General features: G+C 68.6%; 12 protein-coding genes and 1 riboswitch. Of the genes, 8 read left to right on the forward strand and 4 right to left on the reverse strand.

The window, feature by feature from the left end; translation table 11 throughout:
• Window positions 1-24 precede the first annotated feature (24 nt).
• Window positions 25-2,529, reverse strand: a complete 2,505-nt coding sequence (gene thrA, locus ACFPN1_RS15780; RefSeq protein ID WP_386756166.1) for a bifunctional aspartate kinase/homoserine dehydrogenase I — start codon at window positions 2,527-2,529, stop codon at window positions 25-27.
• Between the two features lie 455 nt (window positions 2,530-2,984).
• Window positions 2,985-3,728: a TylF/MycF/NovP-related O-methyltransferase gene (locus ACFPN1_RS15785; protein ID WP_386756167.1), complete on the reverse strand. Its 744-nt coding sequence runs from the start codon at window positions 3,726-3,728 to the stop codon at window positions 2,985-2,987.
• Between the two features lie 68 nt (window positions 3,729-3,796).
• Window positions 3,797-3,891, forward strand: a riboswitch (TPP riboswitch).
• A 143-nt stretch (window positions 3,892-4,034) separates the two neighbouring features.
• On the opposite strand from ACFPN1_RS15785, the gene thiC reads away from it, so the two are divergent.
• The 6 genes from thiC to ACFPN1_RS15815 all read left to right on the forward strand — a co-directional run bounded on the left by thiC (window position 4,035) and on the right by ACFPN1_RS15815 (window position 14,688).
• On the forward strand, window positions 4,035-5,912 hold the full coding sequence (thiC, locus tag ACFPN1_RS15790; RefSeq protein WP_386756168.1) for a phosphomethylpyrimidine synthase ThiC: 1,878 nt from the start codon (window positions 4,035-4,037) through the stop codon (window positions 5,910-5,912).
• 373 nt (window positions 5,913-6,285) lie between these two features.
• Window positions 6,286-8,466 (forward strand): winged helix-turn-helix domain-containing protein, encoded by a 2,181-nt coding sequence (locus tag ACFPN1_RS15795; RefSeq protein WP_386756169.1) that lies wholly within the window; start codon window positions 6,286-6,288, stop codon window positions 8,464-8,466.
• 154 nt (window positions 8,467-8,620) lie between these two features.
• Window positions 8,621-9,517, forward strand: a complete 897-nt coding sequence (locus tag ACFPN1_RS15800) for an AraC family transcriptional regulator (protein WP_386756171.1) — start codon at window positions 8,621-8,623, stop codon at window positions 9,515-9,517.
• A 481-nt stretch (window positions 9,518-9,998) separates the two neighbouring features.
• Window positions 9,999-12,878, forward strand: a complete 2,880-nt coding sequence (locus ACFPN1_RS15805) for a TonB-dependent receptor plug domain-containing protein (RefSeq protein ID WP_386756172.1) — start codon at window positions 9,999-10,001, stop codon at window positions 12,876-12,878.
• A 99-nt stretch (window positions 12,879-12,977) separates the two neighbouring features.
• Window positions 12,978-13,661, forward strand: a complete 684-nt coding sequence (locus ACFPN1_RS15810) for an ion channel (protein WP_386756173.1) — start codon at window positions 12,978-12,980, stop codon at window positions 13,659-13,661.
• 40 nt (window positions 13,662-13,701) lie between these two features.
• Window positions 13,702-14,688: an aspartyl/asparaginyl beta-hydroxylase domain-containing protein gene (locus tag ACFPN1_RS15815; protein ID WP_386756175.1), complete on the forward strand. Its 987-nt coding sequence runs from the start codon at window positions 13,702-13,704 to the stop codon at window positions 14,686-14,688.
• A 76-nt stretch (window positions 14,689-14,764) separates the two neighbouring features.
• Here the strand turns inward: ACFPN1_RS15815 and ppa are convergent, their stop codons facing one another.
• Both ppa and ACFPN1_RS15825 read right to left on the reverse strand, forming a co-directional pair.
• On the reverse strand, window positions 14,765-15,313 hold the full coding sequence (gene ppa / locus ACFPN1_RS15820; protein ID WP_386756176.1) for an inorganic diphosphatase: 549 nt from the start codon (window positions 15,311-15,313) through the stop codon (window positions 14,765-14,767).
• A 727-nt stretch (window positions 15,314-16,040) separates the two neighbouring features.
• Window positions 16,041-18,071, reverse strand: coding sequence for a sodium-translocating pyrophosphatase (locus tag ACFPN1_RS15825; RefSeq protein WP_386756177.1), 2,031 nt, complete (start codon window positions 18,069-18,071; stop codon window positions 16,041-16,043).
• 208 nt (window positions 18,072-18,279) lie between these two features.
• Between ACFPN1_RS15825 and ACFPN1_RS15830 the strand changes: the two genes are divergently transcribed.
• Together ACFPN1_RS15830 and ACFPN1_RS15835 are read left to right on the forward strand one after the other, a co-directional pair.
• The gene (locus ACFPN1_RS15830; RefSeq protein WP_386756178.1) at window positions 18,280-18,834 is read left to right on the forward strand and encodes a hypothetical protein; all 555 of its coding nucleotides are present in this window, start codon (window positions 18,280-18,282) and stop codon (window positions 18,832-18,834) included.
• 8 nt (window positions 18,835-18,842) lie between these two features.
• Window positions 18,843-19,232, forward strand: a complete 390-nt coding sequence (locus ACFPN1_RS15835; RefSeq protein ID WP_386756179.1) for a VOC family protein — start codon at window positions 18,843-18,845, stop codon at window positions 19,230-19,232.
• Window positions 19,233-19,253: the final 21 nt, after the last annotated feature.

The following is a 19,253-nucleotide window of genomic DNA, read 5'->3' on the forward strand; positions in this document are numbered from 1 at the left end:
ATTCGCCCGCGCACCAACGCGACCTCACGGCCGCGCCCCCAACGCCTGTGCGATGGCCAGAATGTCGCCGAACACGCCTGCCGCCGTCACTTCCGGTCCTGCGCCGGGGCCCTGCACCACCAGTGGATTGCTGGCGTAGCGACGCGTGCGGAACTGGATGAGGTTGTCGGTGAGCTGGCTGTGCAGGCTGGCATGGTTCGGTTCGGGCGACACCAGGCCGACACGCGCGCGGCCGTTGCGATCGAGGCGGGCGAGGTAGCGCAATGCCCGGCCTTCGCGCTTCGCCGCGTCCAGGCGCGCCTGCAGCGGTGCATCGAGTTCGTGCAGGCGCGCAAGGAAGTCCTCGCGGCTCACCTCGCGCAGCGCCGGCGGCACCAGGCTCTCGATCTCGACGTCTTCCAGCGACAGTTCGCGCCCGGCTTCGCGCGCCAGGATCACCAGCTTGCGCGCGACGTCGAGGCCGCCCAGATCGTCGCGCGGGTCGGGCTCGGTGTAGCCGGCGTCGCGCGCTTCGCGCACCAGCTGCGAGAACGGCACGCTGCCGTCGAAACGATTGAACAGCCACGCCAGCGTCCCGGAAAACACGCCCTCGACTTCGGTCAGTTCGTCGCCGGTATCGAGCTGGCTGCGCAGGGTCTGGATCACCGGCAGACCCGCGCCGACCGTGGCTTCGTAACGGAAGTGGCCACCACCGTTGCGGGTCGCGGCGCGGATCGCGCGGTAGCGCTCGATCGGTCCGGCGCCGGCCTGCTTGTTCGGCGTCACCACGTGGATGCCGGCGGCGAGCCAGTCGGCGTAGTGCGCGGCGACGGCATCGCTGCCGCTGCAGTCGACGATCATCGCGTGCGGCAGGTGTTCGGCGCGTACGTGTGCGGCGAAGCGGTCGAAGTCGAGCGCCTGGCCGAGTTCGAGCGCCTCCACCGCTTCGCCCGGATCGAGTCGGCGCGGCGCCAGGTGCATGCGTCGGCTGTTGGCGATCGCGCGCAGGCGCAGATCGAGACCGCTCGCGCCTCCGCCGTAGCGCGACGCCGCCTGGGCGAACTGCGCGAGCAGCGCGCGACCCACGTTGCCGGGGCCGATCAGGCCGATCGACAGCGTCTGCGGCGACAGCCAGAACGCCGCGTGCGCCGCGCGCAGGCCGCGCGTGGCGTCCTCGCTCGCGATGGCGACGGAAATGTTGCGTTCGCTGGCGCCCTGCGCGATCGCGCGGATGTTGACCCGCGCCTGCGCCAGGCCGTGGAACAGCCGCGCGGACACGCCGGTCGTGCCGACCATGCCGTCGCCCACCGCGGCCAGCACCGACACGCCGGGCGTGATGCGCACGCCTTCGACCTGACCATCGGCGATCGCGTCGCGGAACGCCGCCTGCACCGCCCTGCGTCCGCGCTCGGCCTGGTCGGCGCGCAGCACGCAGCAGATCGAATGCTCGGACGAGCCCTGCGAGATCATCGTCACCGACACGCACGCGGTGTGCAGCGCGGCGAACATCCGCTCGGCGGTGCCGGGCACGCCGATCAGGCCGGCGCCGGTGAGTTCGAGCATGGCCATGTCCGGCACCAGGCTCAGGCCCTTCACCGGTGATGCCGCCGGCTGCGATTGCGCGGTGATCAGCGTGCCGGGCGCCTCGGGATCGAGCGTGTTGCGGATGCGGATCGGCAGGCCGGCGTGCATCGCCGGCGCCATGGTCTGCGGATGCAGCACCTTCGCGCCGAAGTAGGCGAGTTCGCAGGCTTCCGCGTACGACATCGACGCCAGGCACACGGCATCGGGCACCAGGCGCGGGTCGGCGCTGAGCACGCCGTCGACGTCGGTCCAGATGGTCAGTTCGCGCGCTTCGAACAGCACGGCGAAGATCGCCGCCGAGTAGTCGCTGCCGTTGCGGCCCAGCGTCGTGGCCACGCCGTTGCCGTTGCGGGCGATGAAGCCGGTGGCGATCACGTTGGCGTGCGGCCGCGCGCCACGCCACGCCAGCAGGCGCGCGCGGCTGGCCGGCCAGTCGACACCGACGCCGAGTTCGCCCGCATGCACCTCGAGCACGTCGCGCGCATCGAGCACGGCCCAGCGCGAAGCATCGTCCCCGAGCGCGGCATGCAGCAGGCGCGAGGCCCAGACTTCGCCCACGCCCTGGACCTCCGCGAACCACTCCGGCGAACGTTTCGGCGCGGACAATTGCGCGTGCAGGGTGGCGAATTCGTCTTCCAGCCACGCGGCTAACGCGTGCACGCCGCCGGCATCGAGCGCGTGCGCCGTGTCGAGGTGGCGTGCACGCAGCGCGCGGAAGTCGTCTTCCCAGGGCTGCTTCGCCAGTGCGCAGTTGGCCAGTGCGGTCAACGCATCGGTGACGCCCTGCATCGCCGAGACCACGACGATGCGCGCTGCGTCCTCCTCGCGCAGCAGCGCGGCGACGTGGCGGATGCGTTCGGCGTTGGCCAGGCTGCTGCCGCCGAACTTGTGCGCGTGGCAGGCGACAGCGGACGCGGCGGCGAGCGGCGTGGCCGGCGCGGGAACGGGCGGTGGCGAGATGGACATGCAGGGGCTCCTTGTAAGCCCCGCAACGGCCGGAGGGGTCGCCCCGCATCCGGACCGGATGCGGGGCGGGGTGATGGATTCTCAGTCCACGACGCCCAACCGCATCCGCCACCGGGTACCGGTGGTAGTGCGGGTGGTGGTCATCGCCGCCGGCGAGGCGACGCGCACGGCGTTGCGGCGAGTCGTGCGGTCGGCGATGGCGGGGACGGCGTGCATGGGCGAAGTGATAGCGGGGTGCGCGACGGGCTGTCAAATAACCTTACGGCTGAAACCGGCAGGACCGGACGAAGTCCGGTTCCACCCTCCCGTACGCAAGAGGCAACCCCCGTGCGCCCTGAGCGTAGCGAAGCGACGTCGAAGGGCTGCCCGGATGCCGACGCACAGGCCACACCGCGGCATCCGCTCGCGCGAATGCATTTCGCTGCGAGCAAAGCCGGTCGCGCCAGCTGCGCGCCTCAATACTTGCGGAAGTAACCGTTGGAGTATTCGTTGGCGTACAGCACCGAGACACGCTCGGGGCGGTTCGCGAAGAACTCGTCGGTGGCGCGCTTCACGCCGGGCGAGGCGTACGGGCCGCGGATGCCTTCCTGCCGGTAGACCTCGGGGTCGTAGTACACGCCGAACATCGCGATGGCCCCCGGCGACATGCGTGCGTAGACATGCGGCAGCACGTGCGCGGTGGACGAATACAGGTCGCAGTCGATCATCGCGAAGCTGATCGTGTCCGGCAGTGCCGCCGGAATGGTGTCCTCGAACCAGCCGCGATGGATGACGGGACGCGCGGCGAGCCCCGCCTTGACGAACGTTTCCTCGAACCGTTCCAGCGGCGCGAGCATGTCGCCCTTGCGATAGATGCCGTCGACGGCATCGGCCGCAGCCGGTGCGGGCAGGCCTTCGAAGCTGTCGTAGACGTGGAAGCGCTTGCGCTGGTCGCCGCCGGCGGACAGCACCGACTGGATCACCACCGACGACTCGCCGATCGCGCAACCGATCTCGACGAGGTCGCCCGGCACGCCGTACGCGCAGGTCTGGCTGGCCAGGTGGAACACGTTCATCCGCGACTCGGTGTTGCCATAGCCCCAGGCATACGGCTGCGGGGCCACGCGCAACCGCGTGCCCAGGCGGGCCAGCAGGCCGTTGGCGAGCTGTTGCCGCCGTCCCGGCGGCCGCTTGAGGCGGGCTACGACGATGTCGTCCATGGGCAGATCCTCGGGTTTGGGGCCCTTCTCGCTGTGAGGGTAGCGACGGGGCACTGTGGTCTAATACCCCCCCGAAGCGGGGGTACCGGCCAGGGCCGGTTGAGACAGACCCTTCGAACCTGACGCGGTTGAGACCGCCGTAGGGAGCTTCGCCGGACCTGACCCTCGGTCCGTGCGCCGCCGCTTCGTTGCGCCGCGAAGACCCTCCGCAGCCATCCCCTCCAACGTGCCACGGCGCGTCGGCAGGACAGGCCACCCGGATTGCCCCGCGACCGTGGTACCACGCACCGAAACCGGACCGACCCCATGAACGCAGTCCCTTCCCAGCTCCTCCAGCAAGCCGAACAGCTGTCGGCCGACGTCACCCGCCCGATCCCGGGCTCGCGCAAGATCCATGTCGAAGGCTCGCGCCCCGACATCCGCGTGCCGATGCGCGAGGTGGCGCTGACGAAGACGCCGACCATGTTCGGCGGCGAGGACAACGCGCCGTTCGCGATCTACGACTGCTCCGGCCCGTACACCGATCCGGAGGCGCGCATCGACCTGGCCCGCGGCCTCGCGCCGCTGCGCGCGCAGTGGATCGCCGGGCGCGGCGACACCGAGCTGCTGGCGGCACTGAGTTCCGAGTTCGGCCGCGCACGCGAACACGACCCGAAGCTCGACGCGGTGCGCTTCCCCAGCCGCCCGCAGCCGCGCCGCGCGCGCGCCGGCGCCAACGTCTCACAGATGCACTACGCGAAGAAGGGTATCGTCACGCCGGAAATGGAATACATCGCCATCCGCGAGAACCAGCGCATCGAGGCGATCCGCGAGGCACACCTGCTGCGCCAGCATCCGGGCGAAGCCTTCGGCGCCAGCATCCAGAAGCTGATCACGCCCGAGTTCGTCCGCGACGAGGTCGCGCGCGGCCGCGCCATCATCCCCAACAACATCAACCATCCCGAAAGCGAGCCGATGATCATCGGCCGCAACTTCCTGACCAAGGTCAACGCGAACATCGGCAACTCCGCGGTGTCCTCGGGCATCGCCGAGGAGGTGGAGAAGCTGGTGTGGGCGATCCGCTGGGGCGCGGACACGGTGATGGACCTGTCCACCGGCAAGCACATCCACGAGACGCGCGAGTGGATCATCCGCAACTCGCCGGTGCCGATCGGCACCGTGCCGATCTACCAGGCGCTGGAGAAGGTCGACGGCCGCGCCGAAGAGCTGACCTGGGAGCTCTTCCGCGACACGCTCGTCGAACAGGCCGAGCAGGGCGTCGACTACTTCACCATCCACGCCGGCGTGCTGCTGCGCTACGTGCCGCTCACGGCGAAGCGCGTCACCGGCATCGTCTCGCGCGGCGGTTCGATCATGGCGAAGTGGTGCCTGGCGCACCACAAGGAAAACTTCCTCTACACGCACTTCGAGGAAATCTGCGAAATCATGAAGGCGTACGACGTCGCCTTCTCGCTCGGCGACGGCCTGCGTCCGGGCTCGATCGCCGACGCCAACGACGCCGCCCAGTTCGGCGAACTCGAAACGCTGGGCGAACTCACCCAGATCGCGTGGAAGCACGACGTGCAGACCATGATCGAAGGCCCCGGCCACGTGCCGATGCAGCTGATCAAGGAAAACATGGACAAGCAGCTGCGCGAGTGCGGCGAAGCACCGTTCTACACGCTGGGCCCGCTGACCACCGACATCGCGCCGGGCTACGACCACATCACCTCGGCGATCGGCGCGGCGATGATCGGCTGGTTCGGCACGGCGATGCTCTGCTACGTGACGCCGAAGGAGCACCTGGGCCTGCCGAACAAGCACGACGTGCGCGAGGGCCTGATGGCCTACAAGATCGCCGCGCACGCGGCGGACCTGGCCAAGGGCCACCCCGGCGCGCAGGCGCGCGACAACGCGCTGAGCAAGGCGCGCTTCGAGTTCCGCTGGGAAGACCAGTTCAACCTCGGCCTGGATCCGGAACGCGCCCGCGAATACCACGACGAGACGCTGCCGAAGGACGCGCACAAGGTCGCGCACTTCTGCTCGATGTGCGGCCCGCACTTCTGCTCGATGAAGATCACCCAGGACGTGCGCGACTACGCGGCCGAACACGGCGTCGACGAGAGGGCGGCGCTCGAGGAAGGCATGGCGGAGAAGTCGAAGGAATTCCTCGCGCAGGGCGCCGAGGTCTATCGCCGCACCTGAGTGCGCGAAGGAAGTGCCGCGTGCGCTGCGCATGCGGGACGCGCAAAAAAGGCGCCGGAGGACCGATTTCCGGCGCCAAGGTTTTGCCAGTTGAGAGATGACGGCCGGTTCCCGGCGTCAGGGAGATACCCGTGCCCGTAGCCTTCAGGCATGAAGGCAGTGAGGGGCCGGGTAACCTGCGAACCTTAGAATGCGGGTGGCGGGAATACCTGCCCGGCACCGGCAACCCCGTTTGCCGGATTGGTCGGTTCCATTGACCGCACTGGCAGGCACTCGCGCCTCTCCTCATCATTGCGCATTCATGCCGACGTTCCCGTTGCCCCATTCATCGTTGCTCTCGGCCCGCTTGCGCGTGGGAGAGTGCACGGTGGACATGCCGCTGCGCGAAATCCACGCGCCGTCGGCGCGTCGTCCGCGTCGCGTGACGCCGAAGGCGATCGCGGTGCTCGCGGCCCTGATCGAGCAGGGCGGCCGCGTGGTGAGCCGCGATGCGCTGCTGGCGCAGGTGTGGGCCGGGACGATGCCCACCGACGACGTGGTGACGCAGGCGATCACGCAGTTGCGCAAGGGGTTCGACGACGAGCGCGGCAATCCGCGCTACATCGAGACCATTGCGAAGTACGGCTACCGCCTGCTGGCGCCGGTCGAACTGCTCGACGAGGCGCCGGCGAACGAACCGGTGGTGCCCGCCGCCGATGCCGCGGCGGCCGTCGCACCGGCGCCGGCGTGGCCGCGTTATGGCCCGGCGCCGGTGGACATCCGCGGTGGCTGGAAGGCCATCGCCGGTGCACTTGCGGCGGCCGGCCTGATGTTCGCGCTCGTGTTGCTGTGGTCGCTGCGGCGCGAGGACGCCGAGCGTCCGGCGCTGCGGGCATCGGCCAGCGCGCGGCCGGTGGCGACCGCGAGCTATCGCCTCATTACCTCGGTGCCGGGCATCGAAAGCAGTCCGAGCCTGTCGCCGGACGCCGCGCTGGTGGCCTACGTCGCGACGCCGCCGGGCCAGCGCAACACGGCGATCATGGTGCAGACCACCGATCCGAGCACGCCGCGGCAACTGAGCCATCCGCAGGAAGGCGCCGCCGACAGCGCGCCGGCCTGGTCGCCGAACGGGCGCGAGATCGCCTTCCTGCGCGTGGTGACGGGCGAGAGCTGCACGGTGATGGTGCTGCCGTCGAACGGCGGCACCGAGCGCAGCGTCGGGTCCTGCGATCCGCGCAATCCGCCCAGCTTCGACTGGACCTTCGACGGTCGCGGCCTGGTGTTCGGCAGCCGCGGCACGCCGACCGGCGGCGTCGGCCTGCGCCTGCTCGATCTCAACACCGGCGAATGGCGCCTGCTGGATTACGGCGCGAGCGCGGGCGACGTCGACTTCGCCCCGCACTATTCGCCGGACGGACGCTGGATCGTGTTCGTGCGCAACTCGCCGGTGGGCGACCTGTACCGGATTCCCAGCACCGGCGGTACCGCGCAGAGGTTGACCCGGCTGCACACCGATATCCGCGGCTGGGACTGGATGCCCGACGGGCGCAGCATCGTACTGGCGCGCTGGAGCGGTAGCGAAAGCCGGCTGGTCCAGGTCGACCTCGACAGCGGCCTGGTCCAGGAAATGGGCGTGGAAGACGCGGTCGAGCCGACGATCGCCGCGCGCGTGCCCGCGATCGCCTTCTCGGAAGCACGCAGCTACTTCGGCATCCACCGCGTCGCGCTGGACGGCCGCCACGGGGTCGACCGCCTGTTCCCGTCCTCGGGACGCGACCGCCTGCCGGTCATCGCCCCGGATGACCAGCAGATCGTGTTCACCTCCGACCGCTCCGGCGACTTCGGCCTGTGGTGGGCGGACCTGCGTCGGCCCGAGTCGCTGCGGCTGATCGACGGGCTGCGGCCGGAATCCTGGCACCCGCCGGACTGGTCACGCGACAGCCGCCGCCTGCTGGTGGTGGGCAACGCCGCGGCCGGCTTCGGCCTGTACGAGGTGACGCCCGCCAGCGGTCAGGTCGTCCGCCTGCCCAGCCCGCAGCCCAACGTGGTGCAGGCGCTGTACCTGCCCGGGGACGACAGTCGCGTGCTGCTGGTCGCCGGCGGCGACCAGGGGCGCCTGCAGCTGGAGCTCTACAACCGCCGCACCCGCCCGTGGCAGCGGCTCGCCACCATCCCCGACGTGGCCGTTGCACGGGTCGACGCGGCCGGCCACCGCGTGCTGTTTGCGCGCCCCGGCCGGCCGGGCCTGTGGCAGGCGGACCTGGCGTTGTCGCCCGCGAGCATCGGCCAGATCGACGACCGGGTACCGGAGGTGGCGCGCTACCGGGCATGGACGGTGGCCGCCGACGGGCGCGTCTACTACCTCGAGCGGCAGCCGGACTGCGCGTCGGCCCTGCGCCGGCTGGGCGAGACCAAGCCGCTGCTGTGTGTCGACCGCAACCGCCGGACCGGGCCCAGCGGCTTCAGCCTGGCCCCGCGCGCCGATGCGATCTACGTCACGCTTTCGCTCTGGGACGGCGGTGATATCGGTTTCATGCCGCTTACCGTGTCCGCCGAGCCCATCGGGCCGCCCTGACGCAACTGCTTGTCCGCAAACGGGAAAACGTTTTCGTAAAACCTTCGGAAGCGGTTTCGGCCAGATTTCGCACAACTCTCCGCCAACTTTCCTGATGCCCGCGGCGTCATCGGGCAAATCCACCAGCCAGTAATGGCACAGATGAGGTGGACCGGTGGAAGCGACACAGTGGGCCGAGCGTGGCCAGATCCTGCAGCCCGAGCTGGCCGACCCGGCTCAGGCCGGCTGCATCGGCGTGGCCCGGCTCGGTAGCGTGCACCTGGAGAACGGCGGCTTCTCGGTCTGGGTGCAGGTCCGCGGCAGTTCCTGGGTGGAAGCCCGGGAGGGACGGTTCCAGCTGCAGCGCGGCGAATGGATCGCGCTGGAGCGGGACTCGCGCCCGCTGGTGCAGAGCGACCGCCACGGCCTGTGCATCGGGCTGAGCCTGGGCAGCGACGTCCTGCGTGCGCTGGGCCGTCTGTCCGACGTGACCCTGTATGCGGGCCGCGGCCGCCTGGCCCGGCACGACCTGCGCATCATCCTGCGCCAGTGGCGCGACACCGCCACCCGCATGCCGGCGGCCGACATCGGCCAGCTGCGGCCGCTGCTGCTGCAGCTGGCGGGCGTGCAGCGCGAGCTCGCTGCGCGCGTGCCGCGGTGCCCCGGCCGCTCGCGCACGCGCAAGCGCCAGGTGTTCGGTCGCCTGCAGCGCGCGCGCCTGTACCTGGAAGGCAACAGCGACCGCATCGTCCGCATCAGCGAACTTGCCGAGCTCACCAGCTTCTCCAGCTGGTACTTCTCCAAGACCTTCCTGTCGCTTTACGACGAGAGTCCGCAGGCCGCGGCGGCGCGCCTGCGCATCGAGCGCGCCGCGGAACTGCTGGAGAACACCTCGATGATGATCGGCGAGGTCGCGGCGGCGTGCGGCTTCGACAACTGCTGCAGCTTCGCGCGTGCGTTCCGCGCCCGCTTCGGGGTGCCGGCATCGCGGTACCGCCAGGGTGCGCGCGCGCCCGCGCCTGAAGCCGCCAACACGCCGCTGCGGCGCAGCGCCTTGCGCACCGGTACGTAAGCCGCCCGGATTCTGGCCTGGTGCTAAAGCGCGCGGGATTTTTTCCGCGCGCTTTTTGTTTGCGCGTGCTGCGCGCAGTGCAAATGCGCTGTGCCTTCCTTGCGCTTCGCCTTCCTTGCGCTTCGCCTGAAGCGGCCAGCACGTCCCCGAACGCCGCACGGCGCCGCGCCAGATGTTTGCACGCGTTGTTGCGCGCGCATGCGATTGCAACGTGCTTCGCATTTCCTGCGTATTGCCCGAAGCAGCAAACGCTTCCGTCGAGCGCCGCAAAGCGTTGCGCTTGTTGTTTACGCGTGTTGCTGATCGCGCACGCAATGCCTGCGATTGCAAGCACTCCGTGCAGTCCTGCGCGCCGCCTAAAGCGGCAAATGCACCCGTCGTGCGCCGCAAAGCGTCGCTGCGGACGTGAACGTAACGTGCCAAAGCGTTTTAACGCGCCAATAACGATCGCAATACCAACGATCATCCGGAGAGAGAACAGATGACCCATCGCCACACCGCGATGCAGCGCGGCCTTTTGCCCGTCAGCATCGCGCTCGCCCTGGCCCCGGCCTTCGCCGGCGCGCAGGAAGCGGCCCCCGCCGAGAATGCGACCACGCTCGATCGCATCGAGGTGACCGGTTCGCGCATCCGCCAGTCCGACATCGAGACCGCGCAGCCGGTCATCCAGGTGACCCGCCAGCAGATCCAGCAGCAGGGCTTCACCTCGGTCGCCGACATCCTGCAGAACCTGACCTCGGCGGGCTCGCCGGCGATCTCGCGCGCGCAGGCCCTGGCTTCGGGCGAAGACGTCGGTGGTTACTACATCGACATCCGCAACCTCGGCGCCCAGCGCACCCTGGTCCTGGTCAACGGCAAGCGTCTGGGCATTTCGACCAGCGGCTTGCAGGACCTGAGCCAGATCCCGGTGTCGGCGATCGAACGCATCGACGTCCTGAAGGACGGCGGCTCGGCGCTGTACGGCTCCGACGCCATCGCCGGCGTGGTCAACGTGATCACCCGCACCAACTTCGACGGCATCGAAGCCAACGCGTACCTGGGCCAGTACAGCCAGGGCGACGGCGAGAAGCAGTCGTACGACCTGACCATGGGTAACGTCGGCGACCGTTCGAGCCTGACCGTGTCCTTCGAGTACGCGAAGGAAGAGCCGGTGTTCGCCAAGGACCGTCCGTTCTCCGCCTACGGCAACGTCGGCTCGGGCTACGCCGACGACTATCCGTTCTCGGGCTGGAGCCCGGTGAGCCAGAACGGCTCGGCCCTGCTGCCGTGCGGTCCGGGCGGCGCCCTGACCTGGTGCACGCTGACCCCGGGCGCGGATCCGACCAATCCGGCCAACTACACCCCGCTCACCCCGGACCAGTACGCCAACTCGAACGAGCAGATGTACGTGCAGACCGGCATCGAGCGCCAGTCGGTGTTCGTGAACGGCACGTTCGACATCACCGACAACGTCCGTTTCAAGGCCGACCTGCAGTACAACAAGCGCACCACGCAGCAGCAGATCGCCGGTTATCCGTTCCAGTCGGCCGCCTTCGGCACGCCGCTGTCGGGCGACAGCTTCTTCAGCCCGACCCCGGGCGAGGACCTGAGCTTCCGCCGCCGCCTGTGGGAAATGCCGCGTCGCACCGAAAGCAAGCTGGAGACCTTCCGCGTCGCCGCCGGCTTCGAAGGCAGCTTCCAGATCGGCGAGAACTACTGGGACTGGGACATCGGCGCCAACATCAACCGCAACGAGAACATCAAGAACTCGCGCGGTGACGCCAGCCTGCTGGCCGCCGAACAGGCCCTGGGCGCCTCGTGGTTCAACCCGGCCACCGGCCGCGTCGAGTGCGGCAGCGCCGCCGACCCGATCTCCTACGGCACCAACTTCGGCAACGGCGAGTGCGTGCCGTGGAATCCGCTGGCTCCGTTCGGCGATGCCCAGCAGGGTTCGCTCACCAACAACCCGGACCTGATCGCGTACCTGTTCCCGCAGTACACCGACACCGGTCGCACCAACTCGAAGACCTACAGCGCCAACCTGTCGGGCACGCTGTTCGCGCTGCCGGCCGGTGACCTCGGCCTGGCGGTCGGTTACGAGCACCGTTCGGAAGACGGCCGCTTCGTGCCGGATGCGTTCGCGCAGACGGGCCTGAGCACCGGCCTGCCGGCGACGACCACCGCGGGTGCGTACTCGCTCGACGAGTACTACGCGGAACTCGAGATCCCGGTTCTGGCCGACATGCCGTTCGCCAAGGAACTGGCCTTCAACATCGCCAGCCGCTACTCGGACTACTCGAACTTCGGCAACACCACCAACAGCAAGTTCTCGTTCCGCTGGCGTCCGATGGACGGCCTGCTGGTCCGCGGCACCTACGCCGAGGGTTTCCGCGCGCCGTCGATCAACGACCTGTACGGCGGCATCGGTGGCAGCTTCGAGTCGTACACCGACCCGTGCGGCGTCGGCGCGACCAACAGCGTCAACGGCAATGCGGCCTGCAACGCGGCGGGCGTCCCGCTCGGCTACGTGCAGCTCGGCCAGGGCCTGGTGCCCTGCACCGGCTATCCGTGCCAGACGCCGGACCAGTTCCTGAGCGGTTCCAACCCGAACCTCACTCCGGAAACCGCCAAGACCAAGACCGCCGGCATCGTATGGAGCCCGAAGTGGGTTGAAGGCCTCGACATCGAACTCGACTGGTACAACTACCAGCTCGACAACGCGATCATCTCGGACTCGGTCGACCGCATCCTGAGCGACTGCTACGTGCTGGGCGATGCCAGTCGCTGCGCCGGCATCACCCGCGCCGCCGATGGCCACATCACCAACATGTTCTTCGGCCTGGCCAACCTCGGCGCGCTGGAAACGGAAGGCTGGGACTTCAACGTCGGCTACAAGCTGCCCGAGACCTCGTTCGGCAAGTTCACGATCAACTGGGACAACTCGTACACCAGCAAGTACGACACCCTGTCGCAGGACGATGAAGGCAACAACATCATGGTCGGCCAGGTCGGCACCGGCGGCGTGTTCCGCCTGCGCTCGAACTTCGGCGTGAACTGGACCAAGGGCATCTGGAGCGCCAACTGGACCGCGCGTTACTACTCGGGCATCTACGAGAGCTGCGTGCCGAACCGTCCGTGCTCGGATCCGGACCGCATCGCCAACGGCGTGCCGGACGCGATCAACCGCCTGGGCTCCAACACGTTCCACGACGTGCAGGTCGCCGCCAAGCTGCCGTGGGAAGCCACCGTCGCCGTGGGCGCGAACAACGCGTTCAACCACCTCGGCCCGACGATGTTCACCCAGCCGAGCTCGAACTTCCCGTACTACGGTGGTTTCGACATCGGTCGCGTGGTCTACGTGAAGTACCAGCAGCGCTTCTGATCCGTCAGGATCCGCTGAGCAACACCGCTACGGCCCCGCGAGGGGCCGTAGTCTTTTGGGCACCGTGCGGGGCCCGCGCCGCTGCGGCACACTCGCCGCATGAACGACTCCGCCCCACGACCGTCGCGCTGGCGCGTGCATGCGCGACGCCATCCCTCCGCCTTCCTGCTGGCCGCGCAACTGCTCAGCCTGCTGCTGTATCCGCTGCTGGACGGTACCGGCGGCCGCGTGGTTTTCGCGGGCTTCAGCGCGCTGGTGGTGGTGCTGGCCGTGTGGGTGGTCAACCGCTCGCCGGCGATCGGATGGATCGCCTGGGCGATGGCGGTGCCGGCCTTCGTCCTGTCGCTGCTGTCGGTGGCGACCGGCATCAACGGGCTGCTGGTCTGGTCCTCGCTGCTGGAAGCGCTGCTGTACTTCTATGCCGCTGGCAGCCTGATCGCCTACATGCTGAGCGACCACCGCGTGACCAGCGACGAACTGTTCGCCGCCGGCGCGACCTTCACCCTGCTCGCGTGGGGCTTCGCCTACCTCTATCTCGTGTGCCAGTTCTGGTACCCGGGCAGCTTCACCGGCGCCGTCGAACCCGGCCGGCCGCGCTCGTGGCTGGAACTGCTGTTCTTCAGCGTCACCAATCTCTCCGCGGCCGGCCTCGGCGACATCCTGCCGTTGGGCGCGCCGGCGCGCGTGCTGACCATCCTCGAGCAGTTCTGCGGCGTGGGTTACGTCGCGGTCGTGGTCTCGCGCCTGATCGGCCTGTGGCTGCTGCGTGCAGGACGGCACTGAGGCCGCGTAGCATTGGCGCCGCCGTTCCCGAGGTGCACGCATGAAGTTGCCGGTTCCCTTCATCCAGCTGCCGCTGCTGTTCGATGCCGCGACGCTGGCCGCCGAAGTCGAAGCCATCGAAGAATCCAGCTGGCGCCCGCATCCGCAGGGTTTTCCCGGCAATTCGATGCTGCCGCTGGTGGCCGTCGACGGCGATGCGGACAACGAAGCGTTCGCCGGCACCATGCGTCCCACCGAGTACCTGCGCCGCTGCCCGTACCTGAGCCAGGTCTTCGCCAGCATCGGCGCCACGGTCGGCCGCAGCCGGCTGATGCGGCTGGCGGGACAGGCGGAGGTCACGCGCCATGCCGACCAGGGCTACTACTGGATCGAGCGCGTGCGCGTGCACGTGCCGATCGTGACCCAGCCCACCGTGCGCTTCGAGTGCGGCGGCGAGACCATCAACATGGCCGCCGGCGAGTGCTGGATCTTCGACACCTGGCGCCAGCACAGCGTGCTCAACGACGCGACGCACTCGCGCGTGCACCTGGTGATCGATACCGTGGGCGGCGGCGGATTCTGGGATCTGGTCGGGCGTGGGCGCCCGCACAACATGCCGGCCAACGGCTGGCCGACGCGGCAGGTGGTGCCCGCCGCGGGACAGGTCGCGTCGTTCCCGTGCGAAAGCGTGAACGTGCCGGTGGTGATGAATCCGTGGGAACTCAACGCGCACTTCGGCCTGCTCTTCGCCGACATCGTCGCGCATCCCAACGTGCAGCCGCTGCGTGCGGCCACGCAGCGTTTCACCCGGGCCTGGCAGGGACTGTGGTTCCGCCATGGCGACCGGCCCGAGGGGCATGAGGATTACCGGCGGCTGCTCGCGGCGTACGTCGCCGAAATCCGACCACTGGCCGAGAAGCTGCACCTCAACAACGAACTGAGCTGGTACAGCGCGTTGCAGACGATGATCGTCAAGGTCGCCGTCGCCCGTCCGGCGGCTGCGTCGCCGTCGGCTGGCGCGCAGCGGGAACTCGGCGACAACGCCTGACGGCCGCAACGCCGCACGCATGCCGAAACGAAAACGGCGGCCGCTGGCCGCCGTTTTTTCATCCGCCGAGCGCGAATCAGAAATTCGGCTTGTCCGCGCTGTCTTCGTAACGCTTGATCGCATCGAGCAGGATGGTCTTGGCTTCGGCTGCACCGCCGAAGCCGTCCAGCTTCACCCACTTGCCCTTTTCGAGATCCTTGTAGTGCTCGAAGAAGTGGCCGATGCGTTCCAGCCAATGCTTCGACACCTGCTCGATGTCGGTGATGTGCGCGTAGCCGCCGAAGATCTTCGGCACGGGCACGGCAATCAGCTTCTCGTCGCTGCCGGCCTCGTCGGTCATCTTCAGCACGCCGACCGGTATGCAGCGGATCACCGAGCCCGGGACCAGCGGCAGCGGCAGGATCACCAGCACGTCGGCCGGATCGCCATCGCCGCACAGCGTGTGCGGGACGTAGCCGTAGTTGCACGGATAGCGCATCGGCGTGGACAGGATGCGATCGACGAAGATCGCGCCCGACGCCTTGTCGACTTCGTACTTGACCGGTTCGGCGTCCTTGGGGATTTCGATGATGACGTTGATTTCGTCCGGCGGGTTCTTGCCGGTGGGGACGAGGTCCAGGCCCATTGCGTGCTCCGACGTGCTGGCGGCGGCCCAAGGGCCGGCGCGGGGGAAGGGGGAGGGCGCGCATTCTAACCTTGCGGCTGCTGCGCTGCAGCAGCGCGGCGATGTCGCAGCGGTCGTCCCTGCGAAGGCGGAGATCCGGTGATTTTCGCCGTTCGGCGTGGCGACCCGGCGGCGCGCGGATGCGATGGGTGCGACGGGCGCGCGTGCGATTGGTGCGAGGGGGCGCCTCGCTTCGGCAGGACGCGCTGCCCGCCGGCAGGGGGTTGCTCCGACCCTCCGGACGGCAGTCCTGCCTTTAGTCGGGCCGCGGGCCATCCATGGCCCGCTCTCCGCAACCCCCTGCCGGCGGGCAGTGCTTGTCGCGAGCGTGGGGATAGTGGCTTCGGTTCGAGTGTGAGCCGGGCAATGCAGATCAATCGATGCGACGCGCATGCACGCAGCACTGGCTCGTCATCCCCGCGAAGGCGGGGATCCAGTGCCTTGCCCTAATCCAAAAGCGTCCGGGATATGTCAGCGCGGGGCGACGCCGACAAAGTCCTTCTCGCCGCGTCGCGGGGAGAAGGTCGAAGGGGGCGATAGCCCGCTGAGGGCTGGGCGGATGAGGGGCGCTTTTGACTTCCCCAAAAAGCAACGGCGGCCTTGCGGCCGCCGTCCCCTCACCCTTTGCCCTCTCCCCGCGGTGCGGGGATAGGGGAAGTGATCGTCGCGTTGCGCGCGACAACGTTACTCAGAGAAGCGGGACCAGCAACAGCGCCACGATGTTGATGATCTTGATCAACGGGTTCACCGCGGGGCCGGCCGTGTCCTTGTAGGGATCGCCGACCGTGTCGCCGGTGACCGCGGCCTTGTGCGCCTCGGAGCCCTTGCCGCCGAAGTTGCCGTCCTCGATGTACTTCTTGGCGTTGTCCCACGCGCCTCCGCCGGTGGTCATCGAGATGGCCACGAACAGCCCGGTGACGATCGTGCCGATCAGCACGCCGCCCAGCGCCTTCGGACCGAGCAGCAGGCCGACCACGACCGGCACCGCGACCGGCAGCAGCGAGGGCACGATCATTTCCTTGATCGCCGACTTCGTCAGCATGTCCACGGCCTTGTCGTACTGCGGCTTGCCGGTGCCCTGCATGATCCCGGGTATGTCGCGGAACTGGCGGCGCACTTCCTCCACCACCGCGCCGGCGGCGCGGCCCACCGCTTCCATCGCCATCGCGCCGAACAGATACGGGATCAGGCCGCCGATCAGCAGGCCGATGATCACCATGTGGTCGGACAGGTCGAAGGTGAACGCCACGCCCGGGTTGTTGGCCTGCAGGTTGTGCGTGTAGTCGGCGAACAGCACGAGTGCTGCCAGCGCCGCCGATCCGATCGCATACCCCTTGGTCACCGCCTTGGTGGTGTTGCCCACCGCGTCGAGCGGATCGGTGATGTTGCGCACTTCCGGCGGCAGTTCCGACATTTCGGCGATGCCGCCGGCGTTGTCGGTGATCGGGCCGTAGGCGTCGAGCGCGACGATCATGCCGGCCATCGACAGCATCGCGGTGGCGGCGATGGCGATGCCGTACAGGCCGCCGAGCGCGTACGCGCCCCAGATCGCGGCGCAGATCACCACCACCGGCATCGCCGTCGACTTCATCGACACGCCCAGGCCGGCGATGATGTTGGTGCCGTGGCCGGTGGTCGAGGCCTGCGCGATGTGGCGCACCGGCTTGAACTGCGTGCCGGTGTAGTACTCGGTGATCCACACGATCGCGCCGGTCAGCACCAGGCCGATCAGCGCGCACCAGTACAGGTTCATCGCGCCGTAGCTGGAGTCGGCCATCAGCTGCGTGGTGATCGGGTAGAACGCGATCGCCGCCAGCACCGCCGACACGATCACGCCCTTGTACAGCGCGCCCATGATCGAGCCGCCCTGCTTCACCTTGACGAAGAAGGTGCCGATGATCGACGCGATGATCGAGACGCCGCCCAGCACCAGCGGGTACAGCACCGAGTTGTGGCCCGCGTCGGCGCTCATCAGGCCGCCCAGCAGCATCGTCGCGATCACGGTGACCGCGTAGGTCTCGAACAGGTCCGCCGCCATGCCCGCGCAGTCGCCGACGTTGTCGCCGACGTTGTCCGCGATCACCGCCGGATTGCGCGGATCGTCTTCGGGAATGCCCGCTTCGACCTTGCCGACGAGATCAGCGCCCACGTCCGCGCCCTTGGTGAAGATGCCGCCGCCCAGTCGCGCGAAGATCGAGATCAGCGACGAGCCGAACGCCAGGCCGACCAGCGCGTGCAACGCGTCTTCGCCTTCGACGCCCAGATGGTGCGTCAGCAACGCGTAATAGCCGGCGACGCCGAGCAGGCCCAGGCCCACGACGAGCATGCCGGTGATCGCGCCGCCGCGGAACGCAACGTCCATCGCCTTGCCGATGCCGGAACGCGCGGCTTCCGCCGTGCGCACGTTGGCGCGCACCGACACGTTCATGCCGATGTAGCCCGCCGCGCCCGAGAGCACCGCGCCGATCAGGAAGCCGATCGCGGTGTACCAGCTGAGGAAGAAACCGATGACGACGAACAGCACGACGCCCGCGATCGCGATCGTCGTGTACTGGCGGTTGAGATAGGCGCGCGCGCCTTCCTGGATCGCGCCGGCGATCTGCTGCATGCGTTCGTTGCCGGCGGGTTGTGCGCCGATCCAGCGCGCGGAAACGATCCCGTACAGGATCGCGATGACGGCGCAAACCAGCGCCAAGGGCAAACCGTACTGCTCCAGCATGAACCCTCCCCCGAGTGGACAATTAGGAATTTCTGGGAAATACCGCAGGTTGTAAGCGTGGCCCAGCGCGACGGTCAGGCATCACGGCGCACGGGGCAACGGCCCGACTATGGCACATTTCCCGCGAAAACACGGCGCGCGCGGGTGATCGCCATCACGCCTGGCCATGGGCTGCAACGGGGCCGAGGTGTCAAAACGCGTTCAGGCGATGCGTGCCAGCCTGCGTCCCGGTCCTTGCCGGAGTGCCGCGATGCGCAAGCTCCTTCCCCTGCTGGTCGCCTTCGCTCTGCCCGCTGCCGCCGGTACGCCGGAGATTGCCCGCCCCATGGGCACGCCACAGGCGGTCGGCGCGGTCCACACCGTGCGTTCCATTCCCGAAGCCTGTGCGCGCCTGGAAGGCGTGTTCACCGGCGATGCGGCACAGCCTTACCGCTTCGTCGCGGTACGCAGTTCGCCGACGTGCCAGCCGCGCGCGCGCTTCGTCGATTTCGCGAAGGCGCAGCCGTCGGTAGCGACGGGCTGGAAGTTCAACGACGAGATCCGGGTGCCCAACGCGGCTTGCCCTTCGCAACTGGCGGTAGTGCGCGTCTGGCGCAAGCCGGGAGACGCTGCTCCGCCCGCACTCGATGCACAGGGACGCGCGCGCATCTATCTGAAGGACGCCGCCACGCAGGCCAAGACCGGGGATCGGCCGAAGGTGTCGCTATACGCCGCGCAGATGCGCGTGGAAGGGCACGCGTGCGAACCGGGCACCAGCCCATAGGAGGAACCATGAGATGCACCTGGACCATCATCGGCGTTGCCGACGTCGCCCGCAGCTTCAGCTGGTATCAGTCGCTGTTCGGTCAGCCCGATACGGGCCCGGCCCATAGCTACTTCGGACAGATCGTGGATGCGGACGGGACGGTCCTGCTGTGTCTTCATCAGTGGGGCGCGCACGATCATCCCACCCTGACCAGTCCGGGGAGCTCGCAACCCGGCAACGGACTCCTGCTGTTCTTCCGCGTGGACGACTTCGACGAAACGCTGGCCCGCGCCCGCGCCCTGGTTCCCGGGTTCGAAGAAGAGCCGAATATCAATCCGAATACGGGCACCATGGAGTTCGCACTCCGCGACCCCGACGGGTACTACGTCATGGTCAGCGCGCTCGCGTCGAGCTAGCGAGGCGGCGAATCCGCTCCG

The organism is Lysobacter yangpyeongensis (genome assembly GCF_042655745.1).
Classification (GTDB): Bacteria; Pseudomonadota; Gammaproteobacteria; order Xanthomonadales; family Xanthomonadaceae; genus Agrilutibacter; species Agrilutibacter yangpyeongensis.

Excerpts from the sequence above, each read along its gene's own strand:
- ACFPN1_RS15805 (WP_386756172.1), top strand. The coding sequence starts at position 9,999 with ATGACCCATCGCCACACCGCGATGCAGCGCGGCCTTTTGCCCGTCAGC.
- ACFPN1_RS15785 (WP_386756167.1), bottom strand. The coding sequence starts at position 3,728 with ATGGACGACATCGTCGTAGCCCGCCTCAAGCGGCCGCCGGGACGGCGG.
- ACFPN1_RS15810 (WP_386756173.1), top strand. The coding sequence starts at position 12,978 with ATGAACGACTCCGCCCCACGACCGTCGCGCTGGCGCGTGCATGCGCGA.
- ACFPN1_RS15830 (WP_386756178.1), top strand. The coding sequence starts at position 18,280 with ATGCGTGCCAGCCTGCGTCCCGGTCCTTGCCGGAGTGCCGCGATGCGC.
- ACFPN1_RS15815 (WP_386756175.1), top strand. The coding sequence starts at position 13,702 with ATGAAGTTGCCGGTTCCCTTCATCCAGCTGCCGCTGCTGTTCGATGCC.
- ACFPN1_RS15825 (WP_386756177.1), bottom strand. The coding sequence starts at position 18,071 with ATGCTGGAGCAGTACGGTTTGCCCTTGGCGCTGGTTTGCGCCGTCATC.
- ACFPN1_RS15795 (WP_386756169.1), top strand. The coding sequence starts at position 6,286 with ATGCCGCTGCGCGAAATCCACGCGCCGTCGGCGCGTCGTCCGCGTCGC.
- ACFPN1_RS15835 (WP_386756179.1), top strand. The coding sequence starts at position 18,843 with ATGAGATGCACCTGGACCATCATCGGCGTTGCCGACGTCGCCCGCAGC.
- thrA (WP_386756166.1), bottom strand. The coding sequence starts at position 2,529 with ATGTCCATCTCGCCACCGCCCGTTCCCGCGCCGGCCACGCCGCTCGCC.
- thiC (WP_386756168.1), top strand. The coding sequence starts at position 4,035 with ATGAACGCAGTCCCTTCCCAGCTCCTCCAGCAAGCCGAACAGCTGTCG.
- ppa (WP_386756176.1), bottom strand. The coding sequence starts at position 15,313 with ATGGGCCTGGACCTCGTCCCCACCGGCAAGAACCCGCCGGACGAAATC.